This window comes from Providencia sneebia DSM 19967 (genome assembly GCF_000314895.2).
Classification (GTDB): Bacteria; Pseudomonadota; Gammaproteobacteria; order Enterobacterales; family Enterobacteriaceae; genus Providencia; species Providencia sneebia.
The window spans coordinates 1,845,936-1,866,882 of the sequence record NZ_CM001773.1; the positions used below are offsets into that span (position 1 = coordinate 1,845,936).

Consider the following 20,947-nt stretch of genomic DNA (forward strand, 5'->3'; position numbering starts at 1 on the left):
TTTATTTATGTTATTTTTTATGAATCAATTGTATATATTCATGAGAACTAACTACGATATTCTTAGCTATTTTTGTTGATTCTATGTGTAATGTATTACATTGAATGGCTTTTTTAAGCTGTATGATTTTATCCATGTTGATATCGCTAGGCTGAGGTTGTAATAGTTTCTTGTGTACTTCACTCAATGAAAATAGGATCTCTTTAGGGTTTTGTGTTGCTGATATTTCTTGATTTGATAAAGAAATTGCTGTTTCTTGTTTCTCACATTTAGCCTGTTTAGTTGGCATTGGTATTATTAGCGTTTGTTTGATTGTCATACTGATTCCTAATTTAGTGGGTATTGATTGATATTATCGGCAATACAAAATATTTCTTTAATTAATTTTTTATTATTAGTTATTTTATTGTGATCATCACGCTACCATTTTCCAGTGCTTTACCATGAATAGTTTGGCCATTTAGCAACAAAATACGAATATCATCCCCTAATTTTGCATTACTCATTGCACGTCCTTCATATTTTACAGAAAAATTATTCCCATTTACGAAAACATATACTAATTGGCCCGACTTAATTGCCCAGGGTTTACGAAATAGAGAATGGGTTAATATCTGATCTGAGTAAATTTTTTGTAGTGTAATGTCGCCTTGTAGGCTCATTTTATTGATAACAACATTATCAGGTAATTGATGTAATAATCCTTTTTTCTCTATAAGATCAGCTAATTGAATAGCTTTATTCCGCTCAATATTATGTGCAGCAACATAATAACCAGTGGTGACATTTACAGCAAGTTGTATAAATTGTGTTTGCTTATCACATTGAACAGGTAAAGAAATTGTCCCAGCAAAGCGTCTACCTATAGGTGAAAGTATTTTAGGCTTTTCACATTTAGGCCAATATGCTTTTGATGTATTGATAGTAACAGATACTTGATAAGGTGCAGGATATATTTTATGAAAATAATCATTAATATATTCCGATAATGAAGACTCTACTATTGAAGAGAAGAATAATAAATTAAAAAACAACGGAATATAAAAATATTTCATATCATTTTTTTATCTGCAAAGTTCTATTTAGATATATACTACTTGTCTATTACATAATGAATTGACTAAATAAGTTAATTATTTTGTTGTTATCTTGTCATTAGTTTTTTTATTTCACTGATATCATTCGAACATGATGTATTAGATGGTTATATTTTAGTAAATATTCAGTGTTATTATTTTTTAGACGAATTTAAAAGTAAAAAGTTATTAAGGAGGGGTATGATTGATAAGTTGAACTCTATATTTACTTTTCAGCAAAAAGCATTATCTATACGAGAAGTTCAGCAGGCTGTATTAGCATCCAATATTGCGAATGCAGATACACCCGGTTATCAATCTCGTGCTATTGATTTTAATCATCAATTAAAACAAGTAATACACCATAATATGATAAACAAGAAAAGTCGTTCTCTTACCATTACGAATAAAAGTCATATTGAAAGGCAAGGAACATATTTAACATTTTTTGATCTCAAATATCGAGTTCCTTATCAAACTGCTATGGATGGAAATACTGTTGATATGGATATTGAACGTAGTCATCTTCTCGATAATACCTTGAAATATCAAGCTGACCTGACATTCATTAATAATCATATTAAAAATATGCAATCTGTTTTACAGCAAGGATAAATGAATGGGGCTATTAAGTATTTTTGATATTCCATCTTCGGCGTTAACGGCTCAGTCACAGCGTTTAAACGTCAGTGCAAGTAATATGGCGAATTCGCAAAGTGTCATTGGTCCAGATAATACACCATTTCAAGCTAAGCAAGTTATTTTTCGATTAGCAGCACACAAGCATCAGCAAATTGGCGGAGTATATGTAAGTCAAATAGTTGATGATCCGTCACCACCTCGTTTGGAATATAAACCCAACCATCCATTAGCGGATGAAAAAGGTTTTGTACATATGCCAAATGTCGATATGGTCGGTGAAATGGTCAATACAATTTCAGCTTCTCGCAGTTACCAAGCTAATTTAGAAGTCATGAATATAGCAAAAATACTTTTACAAAAAACCTTAATGTTAGGTCAATAAAAGGAATAAGAGATGAGTATTTTAGCTCCCATCAATGAACCATTAAATAATTCCGCTTCAATTTCAGAACCATTAAATAATCATGTTCCAAAAAAATCACAATCTGATGATATGCGTGACACATTTTTAAAAATGATTGTGACACAAATGCAGAATCAAGATCCAACTAATCCTTTGGATAATAAAGAGTTAACTAGCCAATTAGCTCAAATTGCCTCACTAGAAAGTATGAATCGATTAAGTGATCATATTGGAGGGATTTCTCAGCAAATTAATACCGGACAATCTTTACAAGCAACTCAACTAGTTGGCAAAGGGGTTTTGATTCCCGGAAATGAAATTATGCTTGGCCGTAAGAATATTGCTGAAGATAAAATTCATCCTACCAGCAATGTATCGACTCATTCTTTTACCATGTTCAATAGCCATAATTTAGCCGATAAATCAGAAAATTTTATTAATGATTATATTTCTTCTCCATTTGGCTTTCAATTATCAAAAAATGCCGAAAATGTTGAAATTATTATTCGCGATAAAAACAAAAATATTATCCGTAATTTTAACTATGACAAGCCTTTGAAAGCTGATCTTTATGACCTTTATTGGGATGGTAAGGATAATCAAGGGAATTATGTTTTAAATACTAATGGTAAATATTTCTTTGATGTTAAGGCCACTAATAATGGCTCTGATGTTAGTGTGACTAAACTGGGATATTCACGTGTTAATGGTGTGGTGTCAGGGGAAGATGCACCATTATTAGATGTGGGAATAGGGCAAAGTATTCCTCTTCGCCATATTTTAAAAGTTTATCCTAATTCTTAATTTTATTTTATGTTGAAGGAAACAATATGCCTTTTGAACAAGCAATAAGTGGTTTAAATGCAGCATCAGTAGGATTAGATTCGATTGGAAATAACCTTGCTAATTTGGCAACTCATAGCTTCAAAAGTGGATCAGTTTCATTTGCTGATATGTGTGCAGCTTCGGGGAAAGGTTTAGGTGTTGATGTAACTTCTATTGCACAGAACTTTAATGACGGTGCTATCACTCGAACGGATAGATTGACCGATGTTGCTATTTCAGGAAATGGTTTTTTTCGCGTTCAAGATAAAAATGGCGGAATATATTATAGCCGTGATGGGCAATTTGTACGGGGTAAAAATGGTGACCTAATTAATAATCAAGGAATGGTGATCACGGGTTATTCAGCAAGTCTTGATGCACAAGGAAAAGTGAATATTCAAAATGGCTCAACACCAATTCCGTTAAATATCTCAACGGATATGATGCACGCGAAAGCATCTCAATTGGCAAAATTAACCACTCATTTAAATTCTCAAGAAACAATAAACGCCAATCCATTTGATATTAATCACCCAGATAACCCACAAAATTCTCATTTCAAAACCGTTATGACAACTTATGATAGGCAAGGAAATCCTCTTGATGTCACTGTGTATTTTCAGAAAACAGCCAATAATGAATGGGCTGTTTATGCTAAAAATGCAGGAGCCCCTAATGCCATAGCATTAGGTAACATGTCATTTGATGAGAATGGTAGCTTAATCAATGCGAATAATGCGGTGTTTGATATTGCTTATCCGGGGATGAATGGGGCAAATAATCGTACTTTACGTGTAGATTTGAGCCAGACTTGTCAACAAAGAGTCAATCAATCATCCGTCAGTGCAATTGATGTTGATGGGCATTCGGCTGGCGAATATATGTCATTCAATATAGAGGATAATGGGCTGATTATGGCTAATTATTCTAATCGACAACAACAAGTTGTGGGACAAATAGCATTATCCACTTTTGTAAATCCTCAAGGTTTAGCTTCCCAAGGTGGCAATCTTTGGGCTGCTACAAATTCTTCGGGTAACCCAACTGAGGGCATTCCCGCAACAGGGTCGTTTGGTAAGTTAACAGGGGGAGCTCTGGAAGCATCGAATGTCGATATGAGTAAAGAGTTAATCAACATGATAGTGATGCAACGCTATTATCAATCAAATGCTCAGACAATCAAAACACAAGATCAAATACTGCAAACCTTGGTGAATTTACGATAAATAAATGTAGGAACCTTTCATGGATCACGTTATTTATACCGCTATGGGCGGAGCTCAACAAGTGCTTGAAAGCCATGCAATTGCGGCTCATAACATCGCTAATATTTCCTCAACAGGTTTTAAAGCACAGTTTTCAGCAATGCGGGCGGTACCCGTTCATGGTGATACAAAACAAACTCGGACATTAGTTATTGCTTCGACGCCGGGGGCAGATATAAGTCGAGGATCATTTAAGTACACAGGTAGCCCCTTAGATGTTGTCTTAAATGATAATCATTTTTTATCTGTGGAGCTGCAAGATGGTCGTGAAGCCTATACTCAAAATGGCAATATTCAAATTTCTCCTGAGGGGGAATTACGGATTGGCAAATACCGTTTAATTGGTGATAGCGGCGTAATTACAGTTCCTCCGGATTCGAATATTTCTATTACGGCGGATGGCGCAGTTATGACTTCCTCTGCTAATGATCCTAACGGAACTTTTGGTGTTATTGACCAAGTAAAAGTGGTAGAGGCAAAACCTCATGATTTATCTCGTGGTGAAGAAGGGCTATTTCATTTATCAGACCATGCACGAAAGATATATGGCAACCAATTACCGCCAAGTGACAAAGTGATACTAACAGCGGGCATGGTAGAAGGTAGCAATGTTAATCCAGCAGAAGCTATGGTCTCAATGATTACACTCACACGCCAGTTTGAAATGCAGATGAAAGTGATTAGCTGTGCAGATGAAAATGCGCAAAGAGCCAACCAATTACTAACTGTTAGCTGACTTATTAAGGAAATATTATGCCGAGCGCTTTAGATATCGCAAAAACAGGGCTTAATTCCCAACAAACTAACTTAGATGTCATTGCCAATAATTTGGCTAACGCCAGTACCAATGCTTATAAAGTACAACATGCTTTATATGAAGATCTGCCTTATCAAAATCTTCGACAGCCAGGTGCTATGAACTCCAAACACACACTGTTACCTTCAGGATTACAGATCGGTACCGGTTCTAGGCTTGTTGCGACAAGTCATATACATAGCCAAGGTAATTTGAAAAATACAGGTGTATCAACGCATATTGCTATTAATGGAAAAGGTTTTTTAGAAGTTAAAATGCCAGATGGTTCTAGTGCCTTTACACGTGATGGCGCTTTGCAAAGTAATCAATATGGGATGCTAGAGATGGCATCGAATGGTTATCAAATTGAATCAAATATAGTCATACCTGAAAATGCAACAAATATCACGATTGCACAGGATGGAACAGTTTCTGCCACTATTTTGGGTGAATCTCAGCCACAGATTATAGGGGAATTAAAGCTGACAACGTTTATGAATGAGTCAGGATTGGAAAGTCTTGGTGGTAATTTATATCGGGAAACAGCAAGTTCAGGCGTTGCCAATATTGGTATTGCTCCAGGTACGGAAGGCGCGGGTGTACTCCGCCAAGGTATGCTGGAAACATCTAATGTGAATGTTGCTGAGCAGCTTGTGAATATGATTGAAACACAGCGCGCTTATGAACTTAATAGCAAAGTTATTTCGACAGCTGATCAGATGTTACAACGATTAACTCAAATATAATTGTTACTTAGCAACTAATTGGTTAACTGATGAGCAAATGAGAGTGTGCTCGCTTAATCTTCTGATGAGGTGAAAAGGAAAGTGCACTGTCATTTTGTGAGAGCTTATTGTAATAACAAAATAGCAACGCAGAATATAAGCATTAAAGGATTAACTGTGTGAATGTGTTACAAAATAGAGAAAGCGTATTATATGTATCAAGTAAAGTCTTTATTCCCATTTTAGTATTACTCACCGTGGGTTGTGCTCATATAAAACCTCGTCCATTAGTGGATACGAAAACCAGCATATCGCCCAGTATGCCAGCAACCACTACAACAAATGGCGCTATTTTCCACAATACTCAACCTATTTATTATGGCTATCAACCTCTTTTTGAGGATAGACGCCCACGCAATGTAGGAGACATATTAACCATCAATTTACAAGAAAATGTCAGCGCTAGCAAAAACTCGTCAGCTAATGCTAATCGTAGCGGAAAAAGTAGCTTTCTTGCTGCGATTTTACCGGGATTTATACAAAACTGGTTTGGTTTAAGTCATCGTGAGTTTGAAGTCAAAGGGCAGAGTGACTTTATAGGAAAGGGCGCGGCTAATGCTAAAAATACCTTTAAAGGCACGATTACAGTAACGGTTGATCAGTTATTGGCCAACGGAAATTTACATGTTGTGGGAGAAAAAAGGATTGCCATCAATCAAGGAACAGAGTCGATTCGTTTTTCTGGTGTTGTTAATCCACGCACAATTGGTAGTGATAATAGCGTTAATTCAACGAGAGTGGCTGATGCTCGTATCGAATATGTTGGTGATGGTTATATCAATGAAGTACAAAATATGGGGTGGTTACAACGCTTTTTCTTAAATGTTTCGCCTTATTAAATTAAAGCGCAAATAGAATCAAGTATTTGTTGAGATAATTAAATGAATAAATATATCACTCTACTGCACATATTATTTTGTGTTGTTGCTATGCCTGTGCATAGTGAACGTGTTAAAGATTTAACTTCAATACAAGGCGTACGCGATAACCCATTGATTGGTTATGGAATTGTTGTTGGACTTGATGGAACTGGAGACCAGACAATGCAAGCGCCTTTTACCTCTCAAAGTTTGAATAATATGTTGTCTCAAATGGGGATCACTGTCCCCCCAGGTAGCAATATGCAGTTAAAAAATATAGCCGCTGTTATGGTGACTGCAAAACTATCGCCCTTTGCTCATTCTGGACAATCGATTGATGTCGTGGTGTCTTCAATGGGAAATGCAAAAAGCTTGAGAGGTGGAACTTTATTAATGACACCATTAAAAGGTTCTGATGGGCAAATTTATGCCATGGCTCAAGGTCATGTTTTAGTTGGAGGAGTTGGCGTTAGTTCGGGGGGGAACAGCTTAAAAGTGAATCAATTAAATGGGGGAAGCATAAGTGGTGGAGCAATTATTGAACGAGAATTAACCAATAATTTTGCACGGAATGGCGTTATTAATTTGCAGTTGAATGAAAATAGCTTTGCATTGGCTCAAAGTATTAGTGATGCCATTAATCATCTAAATTCCTCCGGTACAGCAACGCCATTAGACCCGCGTACTGTGCAATTAAACTTGCCAAAGAGCCCTTGTGAACAGGTCAAGTTTCTTGCTAAAGTTCAAGATATTAACGTGAAAAAGCCAATATCAGAAGCAAAAGTCGTCATTAATTCTCGAACAGGCTCTGTAGTCATTAATCGCAGTGTGGAATTAGAAAGTTGTGCTGTAGCTCATGGAAGTTTATCTGTCACTGTTGAGCGACAAACACAAGTCAGTCAACCTAATACCGCATTTGCTGGGGGACAAACGGTTGTTACTCGCAACACTAACCTTGATATACGTGAAAAAGGCGATCAATTACAAAAAGTGAATGCGAGTGTGCAGCTCAACCAAGTGATACAAGCTTTAAATAGGCTGGGTGCTACGCCAACAGACCTGATGTCAATTTTACAGGCAATGGAAAGCGCAGGATGTTTGCGTGCAAAATTGGAGATTATTTAATGAATAATCTGCCATTAATGCAAGAAAATATATTCGAATATCAATTATTTGATCAATTAAAATATAATCTTCAAGATGTCAGCAATGAGGCTTCTAAATCAGAATTAAAACACGTTTCCCAACAGTTAGAAGCGACTTTTGTTCAGATGATGTTAAAAAGTATGCGTGAAGCATTACCAAAAGGTGGTTTATTTTCGAGTGAACAAACTCATTTACTAACTAACATGTACGATCAGCAATTAGCTCAAGATTTATCACAAAAAGGTTTAGGATTTGCTGACCAGATTTACCAGCAATTAGTGCGTGAACACAAAGATAACATTTCAGATATTGAATTTACAAATCATCCCTCCAAAAATATCAATCAGGTTAATCAATTATCATCTCAAACAAGAGCTGAAACTATACAGCCTTTCACATCATTGGATGAAAACATGCCTGTATCATTGCAAAAGATGCGTGACCTTGCATTGAGTAGCCAACATTTTGTTCATCAATTAATGCAGCCGGTAAAAGCGGTAAGTCAAAAAAGTGGTATTCCATATCTTTTAATATTAGCGCAAGCAGCATTAGAAAGTGGGTGGGGAAAAAAGCAAATTTTAACTGAGGAAGGTAAAAAAAGTCACAATCTATTTGGCGTTAAAGCGGGTAAAGGATGGAAAGGGCCAGTAACAAATATCCTGACAACAGAAATTATTGACGGAAAAAATATTAAGATGCGAGATTATTTTCGGGTCTATAGTTCATATGAGGAATCAATAGGTGATTATATTAACTTATTAACTAAAAATTCGCGTTATCTCAATGTAAAACAAACGAAATCTCCCGAAATGGCAGCAAAATTGTTACATAGAGCTGGCTATGCAACTGATACTAATTACTCAGAAAAATTAATTAGTATTATTAATCAAATTCGTCATTATTTAATAAATAAATATGAAGTAAATTCACGACCAATTTATCCTGTCGACCTTAAAGATCTTTTTTAACGAATAATTATCAAAGATTAGGTTATCACTAAACTTCCCTTCTTTTTTACCGATATATTCATTAATAGAAAACATATATAGGCAGATAAATAAGTGTGAATTTACGAAAAAAATCAGTTACTAATTTAGGATTATCTTATGCTTAATAATATAATGAATAATGCCTTAAGTGGTATAAATATAGCTCAAAATAGCTCAAGTGTGATATCAAATAATATATCTAATGCTAATCTAGATGGTTATCATCGGCAGAATGTCGTTATTGGTGAAAATCCAGGAAGAGTAACACCTCATGGGTATTTGGGTAATGGCTGCTACATTAGCCATGTTCATCGTGAGAACAATTCATTACTTAATAAGCAATATAATCAGTCATTGGCATATCGTGGTGAATACCAAGCTTATGTACAAAATAGTAATCAAGTTGACAATTTATTTTCAAATGATATAGCTAATATTGCGAGTTGTATTGGTGATTTTTTTGCTTCATTAGACCTTTTTAGTAGTGATACTAGCGATAAAACTTTAATTAATAATTTTTTAGATAAGGCAAACTGCCTTGTTAATCAATTTAAAGAAATCGACCATAGACTACAGGAAATGAAGAGAGGTATTAATTATCAAATTGAATCTAAAATTAAAAGTATCAATACAAATATAGAAGAAATCACTCTTTTAAATCGGCAGATAACGAAAGTACGGGCCATTGGGAATGCAGAACCGAACGATTTACTTGATGCTCGTGATAATTTAGTCCATAAACTTAGCTCAGTTATTGGTGTAAAAGTAGTGGAGCAAAATGGCAATTATAATGTATTAATTTCTAATGGTCTGCCACTTGTAACACCAGAAAAAGCGAATCATCTAGCCGCAATATTATCTTCAAAAGATCCTCAGTGCTTGAGTGTTGGTTTTATAGGCGAGAATGAACAGCCATATGAAATTAATGAGGAGCAACTTAGTAGTGGTGAATTAAGTGGCAGCTTACGTTCATACTATGAAATTATTGAGCCTACTTATCAAAAGATAAATAAGTTAGCATTAATCTTTGCAACAAAAATTAATGAAATTCATGAAAAAGGCTTTGATATTGATGGGAATATGGGGAAACCATTTTTTTCTGTTGGAAAAGGTTATGTGGTGGGAAATACCACTAATAAGGGAAATGTTGATTTTTCCCTAAGTTATGATGATGTTTCTCAAATTGAAGCAAATAATTATAATTTATATTTCAATGGTAATAGCTGGATAGCTACTCGATTACCTGATGGTAATAAAGTTGTCGTGGATGATTCAAATCCGAATATATTGAAATTTGACGGTATTGAATTAACGATTGATAATAATACAGCTAAAAATGGTGATTCATTTTTAGTGAAACCAGTTAATAATGTAATTAGTGAGTTGGGTAATTTAGTCAACAATGATGCTAAATTTTCAGTAGCAGGTTCAAATAAATGTGAGCTTAGTGATAATGAAAATATAAAAGCATTAGCTGAATTACAAAACAAGAAGCTAATAAAAGGTAATGCAACATTTACTGATTATTACGCTTTTCTTGTAAATGATGTGGGTAATTTAGCAAAACAGGCACAAGCAAGCGCTGATATATATAATGGTATGACTGAAAAATTTTACCAGAAAATACAATCTAATTCCGGTGTAAACATTGATGAAGAGATGATTCAAATGCAAAAAAATCAGCAATTATTTAATGCGAATGCGCAAGTACTAAAAGTGACTGATAATCTTTTCAATAGCTTGATGAGTGTTTTTAGATAGCCATAATAGCATAAGGGAATTAAGATGCGTGTAAGTACTAATATGATTTATCACCAGTCATTACAACATATCAACAATGCTCAAGAAAATTGCATGAAATCTCAGAGCCAGTTAGCTTCAGGTAAGATAGTTAACAAACCTTCTGATGAACCTTATTCATATGCACAAACAGTTCGTTTAGGGCAGTTAGAAAATTGTAATCAGCAATATATGAAAAATAGAAATCTTGCTGAAATGGGCATGAAATTACAAATGGATATATTAAGTCAGATGAACGACGTAATGATCCAGATTGATACAACAATAATTCAAGCATCTAATCAATGTACTTTAAATGAAAGAGATAATGTCTCTCTTGCTGAACAATTAAATAGCTTAAAAGATCAATTAGTTGCATTAGCTAATACAACAGATGGTAATGGCCGTTATATCTTTGCTGGTTTTAAATCGGATAAGCCACCATTTATAAAAAATGTAAATGGAGAGATACAATATCAAGGTAGTGATAAAGAGATAACTCAGAGGGTTTCAAGTAATAATGAAATGACAACTTACTTTATGGGTAAGAATGTTTTTTCAACAGATGAAAATAATGTGGTATTTTTTTTTAAAACACTAGATATAGGAATTAAAGCATTAAATAAATCGAAAATAAATATTTCACAATCTGAATTAGATATAATTCAGGATGACATAAACAAGGTTAATCGTGAAGTTAAATCTGCATTAGAAAAAATTTCAAATATTGAGATGAAGCAAGGTTTACAGTTACAATATATTGAGCGTCTTAATTTCCAATGCGATGAGCAAAGCATACAAAACAAGCAGCAAATAAGTAAGTTATCAGAAATTAATTTAGTAGAAGGAATAATGATTTTTAATAAAGAGATGGAAGTTTTACAAGCCTCTCAAGATGTTTTTAAAAAATTAAATAAATTATCTTTATTTAATTAAGTTATATTGATTTTATCTCGAAATTCTTAATATTTAAAAATGATGTGTTATCAGTGTGATATTTCAATCTTACTGATTTTTATAACAGTATTATTATATGCTAGGCTATAGTTCATTGCCGCACCGGCAGGTTTTAATTAGATATTTTAAATCAACAGTATCGATTCTGTATTTTAACTGGATATTTATTTCTCTAGAACAGTTTTAATTGTGAATGAAAAATGTATATTAACAGGTTGTTTTATTCTAATGTTTATTCTATTTACAAGTAATATAGAAATCATGGTGTAAGTTTGAAAATAAAATTTTTCCGGTGCTGTATTTGAAAATTAAAAATAAAGGTATATGTGGTTAGCTGATGTGTAGAGTAAATTAAGTGGCAACGCATTACACTTATTTTACACAAACAAGCTTAGTATTAATGATAATTGCTCAAAGGCTTGATGCAACAAACGTCCAGTAAAATGTGGCAGAATGGAGATCAGTAAACCAAGCATACTTATACCTATGGTTAATGTTAATGGGAAACCAATAGCAAATGTGGATAGTTGAGGTGTCATCCTGTTTAATATTCCTAAAGTAATATTGAGTATTAAAAACAAAGTGATAAACGGTAAAGCTAGCATTAATCCATTGATAAAAAGCGAATCGGCAAATTGGACTAAAGACCAAAATCCATCTCGATTTAATAATGTTTGCTGAATTGGTATTGATTCGAATGAATTGATGACTGCATCAATTAGCCATAAATGACCGTTGTATAACAAAAATAGTAACATCATGAATAAATTCAATATGCGACCTAATATTGGTACATTAGGACCACTTGATGCATCAAAAAAGGTAGCAAATGAAAGTCCCATTTGTAAACCTATGATTTCTCCGGCATAGCGTACAGCTGCAAAGATAATTTGCATTGTTAATCCAATTATCAAACCAATTCCAATTTGTATCAATACAACTCTTATTCCCATCATAGAAAATAATGGAATTTCAACCGCTGGAAGTAGGGGGGAAATTATAACAATAGTAAACAATGCTAATATAATGCGAGTTTTTGTAATTGCTTGTTTTTCATTAAAAAAAGGTGCTGTTGTAAATAGAGCTAATAGCCGAATAAAAGGATAAAATCCTTGATTTAGCCAATATGTAAAGGCTTCGCTTGTTATTGTTAACATGTTTATCCAATAATAAATGGCAAATTATTGAGCAAGTTACACATATAATCACTAAGGAGATTAAGCATCCATGGCCCCGCGATAATCATGACAGCAACAATAGAGAGAATTTTAGGAATGAATGAAAGTGTCATTTCATTTATTTGGGTTGCAGCTTGTAGCAAACTCACAATTAAACCTGAAATTAATGCTGATAATAATAAAGGTGCAGAAAGCATTAAAGTTATTTGCATTGCTTCATTACCTAAGGTGATGATTGTTTCTGGAGTCATATTTTCTCTGATTTTTACACCAATATATTTAAAATAATAATATTATTTTTTTAGATGAATGACTTATCAATCCATTATGAGAATATTATCTACACTTTAAATTTTCATATAATTGGGTCTTAATTAAAAAAACTTTGTGAAAGAGAACCTAACAATAATTGCCAACCATCAATGAGTACAAATAACATTAATTTAAATGGTAAAGAAACCGTTGCTGGTGATACCATCATCATTCCTAGCGCCATTAGGACGCTTGCTACTACTAAGTCAATAATTAAAAAAGGAATAAACAGAGTAAAGCCTATTTGAAACGCCGTTTTTAGTTCACTCGTAATAAATGCAGGAATTAAAATTCGCATTGGTACATCATTGCCTGTTGCAATTTCATCAATCTTAGCAATACGCGCAAAAAGCGCTAAGTCCGGTTCACGAGTTTGTTTTAACATAAATTCCCGAAATGGCGCTATTCCTCTATCAAAAGCAATTTCTAAGCTAATTTTATCTTCATTAAAAGGTTGGTAGGCCTCTTGATAAGCGCGATCAATAATGGGTGACATCACAAAGAAGGTTAAAAAAAGTGCTAATCCTAATAAAACCTGATTGGGTGGTGATGAAGGTGTTCCAAGTGCGTTTCGTAATAAACCTAACACAATGATAATACGTGTAAAACTTGTCATCATGAGTAATATAGCCGGTATGAATCCAAGTAATGTTAAAAAAAGTAAAGTTTGAACGGGTAATGACCAGCTTTGCTCTCCATTTGGTAACACTTTACTGATAAGTGGCGGTAATGAAGCTGAAGCTTGCAATGGAAGCATTATCAGTGATGAAATCATAGTGATGATAATTTTTGACAAAAACATATGTACTTCCATTATTTATTTGTCGGTAGGGATGACGCTGTATTATTTGAGATATTTTTTTGGTTGTTTAAAACAGATTGAAAAGTAAGAGGTTCTGTCTCATTTTCTTTCGAAATTGGATATTGATATAGCAAGTTAATTGATTGCGTCGTGACACCTAATACTAACTTGTTATGATTAATTTCAACAATAACAACACGTTCCTTATTACCAAGAGAACAGTAATTTTTTACTTTTAAAGGTGAATGCTTGTTTAATTTAGCTGGCGTGATACCTAATTTTTTAGCTAACCAAGTACCAAGCACTATCAATAAAATAACACCACCAAGTGCTGCTGACATTTGCATTAGGATATTGCTTTCTATTAAAACAGATTGTTCTGCTTGGCTAATTAGAGATGTCGATTGTATTTCTGTAGTCATATTAACGGCTCAAACGATGCATACGTTCTGATGAATTAATAATATCGGTAATTCGAATACCATAATTATTAGAGACAACGACAATTTCTCCTTGAGCAATTAAATAACCATTAATGAATATATTTAACAGCTCACCCGCTTGTCCATCAAGTGGAATAACTGAACCTTGTGATAGGCTTGATAATTTTGAGATTGTCATTTTTGTTTTTCCTAATTCAACAGATAAATTTACAGGGATATCCATTATTAGGTCAATATTAGATAACTGATCAATTGGAACTTGTTCGTTGATATTGGTACAAATGGATGTATTATCAGTGTTGAATTCCATTTTATTTACCTCAGGTATTACTTCATTTTCATGATGAATTAGAGTATTAGAAGAAAAGGTTGTTTCATTCATTGGTATTATCCTCATTGGTTATATTTAAAATAGGATTAATCAAATGTTCGACTCGCAAAGCATATTGGCCATTTAGCGTTCCATATTGGCAAGCTAAGATTGGAACTTCATCAACACTGACTAGCACATGATCTGGCTTTTCTATTGGAATAACATCACCTTTTTGCAGCTGTAATAAACGTGAAATTTGCAAAGGCACATCGGTAAAGTTTGCTTTTAGTTTTATTTCCGAACATTTAATTTTATTCATTAAATTAGTTTTCCAAGTTTTATTTTCTTGGTGATTTTTTTTTAAAGGTGAATTAATGAGTTGCTCACGCAAGGGCACAAGCATAGCAAGAGGTATACAAATATTAAATTCGCTAATGGTATTATCAATTTTAATTGAAAATGGAGATGTGACAACCATATCATCAGATGAATTCGTAATTTTAACAGAATCTATTTGAGTTTCAGACCTAATATATTCAATGTTAATATTTTTAATGATTTTCCAGGCATCTTGATAACTATTTAATGCAAGCATTAATATTCTGTTAATAATACGCTGTTCGGTATTAGTGAATTGCTTTCCGTCAGAAGGAAGGGATAACCGATTATTACCACCGAATAAATTCTCTATAGCAGCATAGACTAATGTGGGTTCCAACGTGAATAAGGCAGTTCCATTTAATGGAAGCATATGCACTATATTTAAATTTATTGGTGTGGAAAAATGCTGTTTAAATTGATGATAAGGTTCTATCTTGGTACTACCAACAGAAATATTAGGATAGTAATTGAATATGTTTAATAACCCAATTCTAAATTGCTGGGCAAAATGTTCGTTGATTATTTCAAGTGATAGCATGCGCTCATTGACCGATCGTTGTTGTATTTTCGGATTATAAGGGCGAATGCAGCTATTCTCTGGATTTTCATCTGTTACTCGGTGAGCTGATAGCAAGTCCTTATTGGTGAATGGGTTACTATCAGCCTGAGATAAAATATTATCGCTCATCAGAATTACCGTAATATAAAGGTCGTAAACAACACGTCAGAAACATTCTGTCCGGGTTTATCTGGGGTCATTGTTTGTGAAAGAGTCGCTTTAATTGCTTGCATTAATTGTAATTTACCTTCATGTGTACTAAGTGATTTGGCATTTTGATTAGAAAGCAGTAATAGCACTCTGCTACGCACTTCAGGTAAAAAGTCATGTAATTTTTTTCGAGAACTTTCATCTGCTAGGCGCAATGTTATATCGATATATAAGACATTATCGGGATATTCGTTAAAACTGGGTAAATTGATAGTGAAAGGTTCTAAATCCATAAAAATAGGTTGTGGTATATTTAAATACAGTTCATCTTTTTTTATTGGGTTTATGGCTTGATTGGCTATCCACCAGTGATAACTAACGAAACAGACACTTATGATAGAGATAAGGGAAAATAAAAAGATTAGCCCTATATTTATATGTTTAGATGAATGACTTGATGTCGGCATATTAACTAAATTTCCTACAGATGAAGGCTTAGTCCTATCTGGACTTTTCCATATTATTCTTTCGAGTATTATGCCGTGAATGCATTATTTTAAAGGGTTAAAAAGCGTTATAAAAAAGGATTAACTCTAAGCATTAATTAAAAAAATGATATAGGATGATAATTAAACGAATGTATTAATGATACCTGACAACTGTGGTGATAATATTCTAATATGCTGATTTTGGTTTATATTTGTGCTAATAGTTTTACGGGGATAAAATGGGCTGTTTTTCTGATGATTATGTTTATCTTGATCTGTATGCGATTGGTTATCTGACGTATTATTAAAAAAATCGGCTCCTACAGAACTTTGTGTTAGATGAACACCATTTTCTTGTAACGCACTACGTAATAATGGCATCATTGCTTCCATTGTGGATCTGACATGACTATGTTGAGAAATAAAATGCATGACAGCTTGATTATCTTCGATATGCAACTGGATATTGAGTAAACCAAGTTCTTCTGGATATAAACGAAGTTGAGCATGTGAAATACCTTCACGAGAAAAAAATAACAAGTGCTGATTTAATTGTTGTTGCCATACTTCACTAGTTAATGGAATATTTGGTTGCATAGTAAAAATTGGCGGTGAATTTATGAATGTTTGTGAAGATATTGTCGTTTGAATTGGAAATGTATTGATTATTTGTGTGGAATTATTTTGGAATAAGGTCGAGTCAGATAATGAAGGTGGATTTTTTTTGATTATTGGCGTATTTTCTGTGAATATTATTGGTATTATTGACGTTATATTATCTTTATTTACTGATGATTTTTCTAATGGTAAGTGATTCTCTATCTTACAGATATTTTTATTATTATCCCATTTATTCAAATTGAATTCATCTTTTTGTTCTGTTTCTAATTGGTTTTCTATTTTAAACTTATTAATATTACTTTTGGGTTGAGTTGAAGTTAAATATCGGTTTATTTGTTTTTCATCTGAAATAATAGGATTCTCTTCAGAATAGCTAAAAATAGTTAAAGATAAATCTGAAGATGCTTCTGTGGATAACTGATTGCTATCTTGATTTATATCGAATTCTATTAACTGGTTTGTTTTAATTTCAGAGGGATTATCCAATAATGGTTGATTGGTGATTGTTTTTTTATTTTCAAATATAGCTTGAAAGAGAAGGGGAATGTTAAATATTTGTCTTCAATATTTTGATTAGGTTTCTGTGAGCGAATATTTTTTTTTAAATTATCTGGTGAAATTAGATGTAGCTTACAATCCATTTATTGTGTTCTCCGTAATGCTGCTTTCAAAGCAAATTCATCTATCTGTTTTTGTTCTAAGTCATTTAGATATTTATTTTTCTTTTGTTTAGCTCGCTGAATAAGAATTTTAAAGGCATTAACCCGTTGCTGTTTTTTTTGCCAATATAGATTAGCTTCATTAATATATTGTGACCATAAGGTGAGTTGATCTTTTTGATAATTAATTGCTATCTCTAATATCGTTAAAAATTGGTGATAATTTTGCAATTTATCATGACTTATTCCTTGATGTAAATTTTGATTTAATATTTCATTGTATTCTGCTCGGTAATTTTCTAATAACTTAATTTGTTGGGCTATTTTTGTTTTAGTTAATCGGACATGAGCTAAATTTTTGGCTGCTTCATGGGATGCTTCTTGAGCTAAATTCAGCAGTATTAATAAGGTGTTATCATTCATTCATAATAGGCTCATGATTAGGAATAACATTAAAGAGTTGCTCATAGGCATTTGAATAATAGCAAGTCTCATCAATTCCTTGCTTGAGAAATTGCACCATATTAGGGGCATACTGAATTGCTATATCAAGTACTGGATCACTACCGGCTGAATAAGCGCCAACATTAATAATATCGCGATTTCGCTGATAACTTGAGGTTAACTGCTTGAATTGCTGAATTTTATAATAATGTTGTTTATCAATAAGTTCAGTCATGGCACGACTGATTGATGCTTCAATATCAATAGCTGGATAATGACCAGATTCAGCAAGTGAACGAGATAAAACAATATGACCATCTAATATCGCACGAGCAGAATCGGCAATTGGGTCTTGTTGGTCGTCACCTTCAGTCAGTACAGTATAAAATGCTGTGATTGAGCCACCATTTTTACCATTACCAGCTCGTTCAACAAGGGCTGGCAATTTAGCAAATACTGATGGTGGATAGCCTTTGGTTGCTGGTGGCTCGCCAATGGCTAAAGCAATTTCTCTTTGTGCCATGCTATATCGCGTAAGTGAATCCATAATAAGCAAAACATTTTTATTTTGATCACGAAAATATTCAGCAATGCGAGTGGCATAAGACGCACCTTGCATTCGTAATAGTGGTGAAACATCAGCCGGCGCAGCAACAACAACTGCTCGTTGTAAACCTTCTTTACCCAAAATATTCTCAATAAAATCTTTAACTTCTCTCCCCCTTTCACCAATTAGGCCAACAACAATAATGTCAGCTTGTGTGAAACGCGCTATCATGCCTAAAAGAACACTTTTTCCAACACCTGAACCTGCAAATAATCCTATTCGTTGCCCTCGACCTATAGTAATAAGTGCATTAATTGCTCTTATGCCTACATCTAAAATTTGATTAATAGGCTGCCGTTCTAGAGGATTAATTGGTGGTGAGTTAAGAGGAACCCGTATTTTGGTATTAAGTATTCCTTTATTATCAAGAGGCTTACCTTGAGCATCTAAAATACGTCCAAGTAAAGCATCACCGACAGGTAATAACCGGCCTAGTTGATTATTATTTCCCTGAGTTTGGGCGTAAATGCGAGCATCAGGCGCAACTCCTTCTATATCACTAAGTGGCATGAGTAACATGCGAGAATGATGAAATCCGATGACTTCACACATAATTTCATCATTCTTACCATGCATTTTTCGTTCAACAAAGCAGGATGTTCCGAGCGGCAGTTTGATCCCTTCGGCTTCCATGATTAAACCGGTAATTTTGGTTAATCGTCCATATAGGCGCATTTTGGGAAGCTCAGTCAGATGAGAGATAAAATTGTCAAGAATGGCGCTCCATCGTGAAAGAGTTGTATTCATGAAAAAGCCTCTGGCGCATAAAGCTTACACAATTCCTGCCAGCGCGTTGCAATGCTCATATCAATTTCACCATCTTCTGCGATAACGCGACACCCGCCGAGATGTAATTGTGGATCAGCGGCTAAATGCCAACCTTTAAGTTGGAGGAGGGAACCTAAATGTTGTTCGACGAATTCTATCTGTTCAGGATGAATATATAGCACTAATTTTCCTGAAAAAAGAGGTTTTTGCTGTAATAATTGGTTGAGATTATTAAGTAGATCTGTGTGATCGCGTTCAGATAAAGTGGGTTGTTCAAGAACTTGTTTTGTTGCCATTAAGGCAATCTGCAATAATTTAGTTGTAATAACATGATCCACGTTTTCAAGTGAATGACTAAATTCAGACAATAAATTTTTCCAAGTTTCAATAATAGTTTGTTCTTGAATAAGGGCTTGTTCTTGACCTTGCTTTTTTCCATCTTGAAAACCTTGCTCAAAACCGGCTTGATAACCGACTTTTTTGCCTTCTATAAAGCCTAATTGATGTGCTTCTGTTGTTAATTCTTCTACATATTGGCTATTTTCAGCAATATTTTGTGCTTCAAGACTAGAAAAGTTTTGTTTTTCCTCTATCAGTTTTTCAGAAGATATCGGTTCTTCTCTAGAAGAAATTAAGGTCGCATTTGTTTCAGATTGATTTAATTCAAGTAATTGCCATGTTTGCCAATCAGTAAAATTTTCAAGTGAATTAGACATAAGTATCATCTCCACTATCAATTATAATTTCACCTTTATCCGTTAAACGTCGAACAATGAGTAAAATGGCTTTTTGTTCATTTTCAACAAAAGACATGCGTATTGGTGAGTGAGATTGTAAATCTTCACGAACAATTTCAGCAGTACGGGTGGGCATATTTTTAAGAAAGTGCTCTTGCAGATCTTGGTGACAACCTTTGAGGGCAATAACTAAAGAATCGGTATTTATTTCTTGTAAAATACGTTGGATGTAACGATCGTCGAGGTTGATAAGATTCTCAAATAGGAACATTTCATTAAGAATATGCTGGGTTAATTCGTGGTCGTAAGCTCGAATAGTATTAATAGCACTTTCTTGATGCTGATTTTTCATCAAATTGATAATTTCAGCTGCTGTTTTTATTCCACCCATCTTATTATGTTTGGTATTTAGTTTATCAAGTGATTGATTTAAAACAGTTGTTAATTCATCTAAAGCTGTGGGTTGAATACGACCAAAAGATGCAATACGCAATATAATATCGTTACGTAATTCTTCATCAAATAAAGTGAGAATTTCAGCAGATATATGGTTTTTAAGATGAACTAATATGGTGGCAATAATTTGTGGATGCTCATCTTTAATAATATCAGCGACTATTTGTGGCTCCATGTAATTAAGACTTTCAATGCCTAAAGTCGTTTCTTGTTTATCTACAATATCTTCTAGCAAACTATTTGCTTGGTCTTTTCCAAGCGCTTTTATCAATACTGAACGTAAATAATCATTTGTATTGCCATTTATTGCTGCCATTTGAATGGCAGAACATTCAAATTCGTTTAATACTTCTATCAATTCCTGATTAGATATTTGACGTAGATTGGTTATTGCAACACTCAATTGTTGAATTTCTTTACTGCTAAAATATTTAAAAACTTCAGCTGCTTGGTCTTCATTTAGTGCCATAAGTGTGACTGCACTTTTTTCTATTCCATTTAACATT

General features: G+C 33.7%; 25 protein-coding genes. 11 read left to right on the forward strand and 14 right to left on the reverse strand.

Annotated features, from left to right (window positions below; genetic code table 11):
- Positions 1 to 10: 10 nt before the first annotated feature.
- Complete coding sequence (locus OO7_RS07485; protein ID WP_008915348.1) at positions 11 to 319, reverse strand: flagellar biosynthesis anti-sigma factor FlgM; 309 nt, start codon at positions 317 to 319, stop codon at positions 11 to 13.
- A 79-nt stretch (positions 320 to 398) separates the two neighbouring features.
- On the reverse strand, positions 399 to 1,055 hold the full coding sequence (gene flgA, locus OO7_RS07490; RefSeq protein WP_008915349.1) for a flagellar basal body P-ring formation chaperone FlgA: 657 nt from the start codon (positions 1,053 to 1,055) through the stop codon (positions 399 to 401).
- A 222-nt stretch (positions 1,056 to 1,277) separates the two neighbouring features.
- On the opposite strand from flgA, the gene flgB reads away from it, so the two are divergent.
- From flgB to flgL, 11 genes are all read left to right on the forward strand, one after another.
- A complete protein-coding gene (gene flgB / locus OO7_RS07495) occupies positions 1,278 to 1,691 on the forward strand; it encodes a flagellar basal body rod protein FlgB (protein ID WP_008915350.1) in 414 nt (137 codons plus the stop codon).
- A gap of 4 nt (positions 1,692 to 1,695) precedes the next feature.
- On the forward strand, positions 1,696 to 2,100 hold the full coding sequence (gene flgC, locus OO7_RS07500) for a flagellar basal body rod protein FlgC (RefSeq protein ID WP_008915351.1): 405 nt from the start codon (positions 1,696 to 1,698) through the stop codon (positions 2,098 to 2,100).
- Between the two features lie 12 nt (positions 2,101 to 2,112).
- Positions 2,113 to 2,925 carry a flagellar hook assembly protein FlgD gene (locus OO7_RS07505; RefSeq protein WP_008915352.1) on the forward strand — a complete coding sequence of 271 codons (813 nt, stop codon included), beginning with the start codon at positions 2,113 to 2,115 and terminating at the stop codon, positions 2,923 to 2,925.
- Positions 2,926 to 2,951: 26 nt separating this feature from the next.
- Positions 2,952 to 4,172 carry a flagellar hook protein FlgE gene (gene flgE / locus OO7_RS07510; protein ID WP_008915353.1) on the forward strand — a complete coding sequence of 407 codons (1,221 nt, stop codon included), beginning with the start codon at positions 2,952 to 2,954 and terminating at the stop codon, positions 4,170 to 4,172.
- Positions 4,173 to 4,191: 19 nt separating this feature from the next.
- A complete protein-coding gene (locus OO7_RS07515; RefSeq protein ID WP_008915354.1) occupies positions 4,192 to 4,947 on the forward strand; it encodes a flagellar basal body rod protein FlgF in 756 nt (251 codons plus the stop codon).
- A gap of 17 nt (positions 4,948 to 4,964) precedes the next feature.
- Positions 4,965 to 5,753, forward strand: coding sequence for a flagellar basal-body rod protein FlgG (flgG, locus tag OO7_RS07520; protein WP_008915355.1), 789 nt, complete (start codon positions 4,965 to 4,967; stop codon positions 5,751 to 5,753).
- A 158-nt stretch (positions 5,754 to 5,911) separates the two neighbouring features.
- Positions 5,912 to 6,631: a flagellar basal body L-ring protein FlgH gene (locus OO7_RS07525; RefSeq protein WP_008915356.1), complete on the forward strand. Its 720-nt coding sequence runs from the start codon at positions 5,912 to 5,914 to the stop codon at positions 6,629 to 6,631.
- Positions 6,632 to 6,673: 42 nt separating this feature from the next.
- On the forward strand, positions 6,674 to 7,777 hold the full coding sequence (locus OO7_RS07530; protein WP_008915357.1) for a flagellar basal body P-ring protein FlgI: 1,104 nt from the start codon (positions 6,674 to 6,676) through the stop codon (positions 7,775 to 7,777).
- A complete protein-coding gene (gene flgJ, locus OO7_RS07535; RefSeq protein ID WP_008915358.1) occupies positions 7,777 to 8,766 on the forward strand; it encodes a flagellar assembly peptidoglycan hydrolase FlgJ in 990 nt (329 codons plus the stop codon). The genes OO7_RS07530 and flgJ overlap by 1 nt, the downstream gene beginning before the upstream one ends.
- A 138-nt stretch (positions 8,767 to 8,904) precedes the next feature.
- Positions 8,905 to 10,548 carry a flagellar hook-associated protein FlgK gene (gene flgK / locus OO7_RS07540; RefSeq protein ID WP_008915359.1) on the forward strand — a complete coding sequence of 548 codons (1,644 nt, stop codon included), beginning with the start codon at positions 8,905 to 8,907 and terminating at the stop codon, positions 10,546 to 10,548.
- 24 nt (positions 10,549 to 10,572) lie between these two features.
- Positions 10,573 to 11,502 carry a flagellar hook-associated protein FlgL gene (gene flgL / locus OO7_RS07545; RefSeq protein WP_008915360.1) on the forward strand — a complete coding sequence of 310 codons (930 nt, stop codon included), beginning with the start codon at positions 10,573 to 10,575 and terminating at the stop codon, positions 11,500 to 11,502.
- A 398-nt stretch (positions 11,503 to 11,900) separates the two neighbouring features.
- Here the strand turns inward: flgL and fliR are convergent, their stop codons facing one another.
- From fliR to fliG, 12 genes are all read right to left on the reverse strand, one after another.
- On the reverse strand, positions 11,901 to 12,680 hold the full coding sequence (gene fliR, locus OO7_RS07550) for a flagellar biosynthetic protein FliR (protein WP_008915361.1): 780 nt from the start codon (positions 12,678 to 12,680) through the stop codon (positions 11,901 to 11,903).
- Between the two features lie 2 nt (positions 12,681 to 12,682).
- Positions 12,683 to 12,952 (reverse strand): flagellar biosynthesis protein FliQ, encoded by a 270-nt coding sequence (gene fliQ, locus OO7_RS07555; protein ID WP_008915362.1) that lies wholly within the window; start codon positions 12,950 to 12,952, stop codon positions 12,683 to 12,685.
- A 119-nt stretch (positions 12,953 to 13,071) separates the two neighbouring features.
- A complete protein-coding gene (gene fliP / locus OO7_RS07560) occupies positions 13,072 to 13,788 on the reverse strand; it encodes a flagellar type III secretion system pore protein FliP (protein WP_169337393.1) in 717 nt (238 codons plus the stop codon).
- A 38-nt stretch (positions 13,789 to 13,826) separates the two neighbouring features.
- Positions 13,827 to 14,237: a flagellar biosynthetic protein FliO gene (fliO, locus tag OO7_RS07565; RefSeq protein WP_008915364.1), complete on the reverse strand. Its 411-nt coding sequence runs from the start codon at positions 14,235 to 14,237 to the stop codon at positions 13,827 to 13,829.
- 1 nt (position 14,238) lies between these two features.
- Positions 14,239 to 14,568, reverse strand: coding sequence for a flagellar motor switch protein FliN (gene fliN, locus OO7_RS07570; protein ID WP_236620679.1), 330 nt, complete (start codon positions 14,566 to 14,568; stop codon positions 14,239 to 14,241).
- Positions 14,569 to 14,632: 64 nt separating this feature from the next.
- Entirely contained in the window at positions 14,633 to 15,640 is a 1,008-nt protein-coding gene (gene fliM / locus OO7_RS07575) for a flagellar motor switch protein FliM (protein ID WP_008915366.1), read from the reverse strand.
- Between the two features lie 5 nt (positions 15,641 to 15,645).
- On the reverse strand, positions 15,646 to 16,128 hold the full coding sequence (gene fliL / locus OO7_RS07580; RefSeq protein WP_008915367.1) for a flagellar basal body-associated protein FliL: 483 nt from the start codon (positions 16,126 to 16,128) through the stop codon (positions 15,646 to 15,648).
- 162 nt (positions 16,129 to 16,290) lie between these two features.
- Positions 16,291 to 17,256, reverse strand: a complete 966-nt coding sequence (locus OO7_RS17135; protein ID WP_008915368.1) for a flagellar hook-length control protein FliK — start codon at positions 17,254 to 17,256, stop codon at positions 16,291 to 16,293.
- 155 nt (positions 17,257 to 17,411) lie between these two features.
- Complete coding sequence (fliJ, locus tag OO7_RS07595; protein WP_008915370.1) at positions 17,412 to 17,852, reverse strand: flagellar export protein FliJ; 441 nt, start codon at positions 17,850 to 17,852, stop codon at positions 17,412 to 17,414.
- Positions 17,845 to 19,227: a flagellar protein export ATPase FliI gene (gene fliI, locus OO7_RS07600; protein WP_008915371.1), complete on the reverse strand. Its 1,383-nt coding sequence runs from the start codon at positions 19,225 to 19,227 to the stop codon at positions 17,845 to 17,847. Before fliI ends, fliJ begins: the two co-directional genes overlap by 8 nt.
- Positions 19,224 to 19,964, reverse strand: a complete 741-nt coding sequence (locus OO7_RS07605; RefSeq protein WP_008915372.1) for a flagellar assembly protein FliH — start codon at positions 19,962 to 19,964, stop codon at positions 19,224 to 19,226. Before OO7_RS07605 ends, fliI begins: the two co-directional genes overlap by 4 nt.
- Complete coding sequence (fliG, locus tag OO7_RS07610; RefSeq protein WP_008915373.1) at positions 19,957 to 20,946, reverse strand: flagellar motor switch protein FliG; 990 nt, start codon at positions 20,944 to 20,946, stop codon at positions 19,957 to 19,959. The genes OO7_RS07605 and fliG overlap by 8 nt, the downstream gene beginning before the upstream one ends.
- Between the last annotated feature and the right edge of the window lies 1 nt (position 20,947).